This is a genomic window from Dietzia sp. SYD-A1 (assembly GCF_015356725.1).
GTDB lineage: Bacteria > Actinomycetota > Actinomycetes > Mycobacteriales > Mycobacteriaceae > Dietzia.
This window is the reverse complement of record NZ_JADDKI010000606.1, coordinates 1-1,571: the sequence shown is the minus strand read 5'-3', so window position 1 is coordinate 1,571 and position 1,571 is coordinate 1. Positions and strand designations below refer to the sequence as shown.

Sequence of the window (1,571 nt, the reverse complement as noted above, 5' to 3'; positions counted from 1 at the left end):
GGGCGGGGGGCACTCGCTGCACGTGGTGAGCGACCTGACCCTGGCCTCCCGCGAGCACGCCCGGTTCAAGCAGACCGACGCCGACGTGGGGTCCTTCGACGCCGGATACGGCAGCGCCTACCTGGCCAAGCAGGTGGGCCAGAAGTTCGCGCGCGAGATCTTCTTCCTCGGTCAGGCGTACACGGCCGAGGAGATGTTCCAGATGGGCGCCGTGAACCGGGTCGTGGACCACGCCGAGCTGGAGAGCACCGCGATCGAGTGGGCGCGGCTGATCAACGGCAAGTCGCCCACCGCGCAGCGGATGCTCAAGTTCGCGTTCAACCTCACCGACGACGGACTGATGGGCCAGCAGGTGTTCGCCGGCGAGGCCACCCGACTGGCGTACATGACCGACGAGGCCGTGGAGGGCCGGGACGCGTTCCTGGAGAAGCGGGCCCCGGACTGGGACGACTTCCCCTACTACTACTGACGACGCCGGACCGGTCCATGCCCGCCACCCGCGAACTGCGCGTGCTGCCCGTGCCCGGCGGCCCGGCGGTGGCCGAGCTGTTCCCCGAGTTCGAGCAGCTGCTCGACGACCGTGGTCCCGCCCTGCTGCCCGTCCCGTCCGACGATCCGGTACGCACGCGCCTGCTCTCGGGCGCCATGCGGCCCGGTGACCCCGTCGACGACCGGACGGCGCTGGTGGTGAGCACCTCGGGCTCGACGGGCACTCCCAAGGGGGCGATGCTCTCGGCCGCGGCGTTGGCCGCGTCGGCGTCCGCCACCGATGCGTTTCTCGGCGGGCCGGGCCGCTGGCTGCTCGCGTTGCCGGCGCACCACATCGCCGGCCTGCAGGTGATCCTGCGCAGCCTCCGAGCAGGCCTGGAGCCGGTCGTGATGGACGTGACCGAGGGATTCGATCCGGCGTCCCTCCCGGACGCGGTGGCCGCCTGCCGGGTGGGTGTGAACACCGGGGCGCCCGGCCGCGGTGCACCCCCGCGCGCCTACACCTCCCTGGTCCCCGGCCAGCTGGCCAAAGTCCTCGACGACGGCCCGCCCGAGGCCGTGACCGCCCTGGCCTCACTCGACGCCGTGTTGCTGGGCGGAGCAGCGGCCGCCCCGGAGCTGCTCGCCCGCGCCGCCGCCGCCGGCATCCGGGTGGTCCGGACCTACGGCATGAGCGAGACCGCGGGCGGATGTGTGTACGACGGCGAACCGCTCCCCGGCGTGACGGTGGAGATCGAGGACGACGACTCCGGCCGCGTCTGGCTATCCGGCCCGCAGCTCGCCCTAGGGTACCGCAACGCGCCCGCTCACCCGGCGTTCGCCCGCGCGGGATGGTTCCGGACCGACGACGCCGGACGGGTCGGTGAGGACGGCAGGCTCCGGATCCTGGGCAGACTCGACGAGGCGCTGAGCGTCGGCGGGCTCACGCTCCTGCCGCAGGCGGTCGAGGACTCGCTCCGTCAGCACGCCGCGGTGGTCGACGTCGTCGTCGTCGGGATCCCGGATGCCCGCCTCGGCACCCGGCCCGTCGCGGCGGTCACCCTGCGGACCGCGGCCACCCCGGACGAGCTCCGCTCCCACGT

General features: G+C 73.5%; 2 protein-coding genes. Both read left to right on the top strand.

The genetic code is table 11. The features are described from left to right. Positions 1–469 (top strand): enoyl-CoA hydratase-related protein (locus IY392_RS17635; RefSeq protein ID WP_228549591.1); only part of this gene is annotated, 469 nt, incomplete at its 5' end. A 17-nt stretch (positions 470–486) separates the two neighbouring features. Continuing rightward, on the top strand, positions 487–1,571 hold a 1,085-nt coding region (gene menE, locus IY392_RS17630; RefSeq protein ID WP_194861934.1), incomplete at its 3' end, for an o-succinylbenzoate--CoA ligase.